The organism is Ureibacillus manganicus DSM 26584 (genome assembly GCF_000772945.1).
In the GTDB taxonomy this organism is placed as follows: domain Bacteria; phylum Bacillota; class Bacilli; order Bacillales_A; family Planococcaceae; genus Ureibacillus; species Ureibacillus manganicus.
In genome coordinates this window covers 1-395 of record NZ_JPVN01000072.1, presented here as the reverse complement: position 1 = coordinate 395, position 395 = coordinate 1, and the positions used below count along the sequence as shown (strand labels likewise).

1 pseudogene is annotated in these 395 nt (G+C 35.7%); it reads right to left on the bottom strand.

Features of this window, described 5'->3' with window-relative positions:
* Positions 1–395: pseudogene (locus CD29_RS19405) on the bottom strand (IS5/IS1182 family transposase); the annotation flags it as partial.

Sequence of the window (395 nt, the reverse complement as noted above, 5' to 3'; positions counted from 1 at the left end):
CCGATCCGCCGCTGCATGAAATGAGTATGCAAACTGCTTAGTCCTTTCATCTTTTACATAGTAGCCACTTTCAGGATCCGTTGTACTCTCTTTAATTTCCTTCATCTCATCTTTTTCAAATTTATCTGCTGAGAATGGTTTCTTTCCGCGATTAATTCTATCTTGATTTAATTCTTCTTGAAGTTTAGCTTCATATGCACGTGTCTCTTTACGTACCATTTTCTTTTCAAATTTACGTTTATTCGCACTCGCTTTGACATGAGTTGAATCGATGAAAACATGGTCAGCACTTAGTAAACCTTTATCCGCAATTTCTTTGAGTATGCGATAGAAAATCTGTTCAAAGATATCAGTATCTTGAAAACGACGTTCATAATTTTTACCGAAGGTAGAAA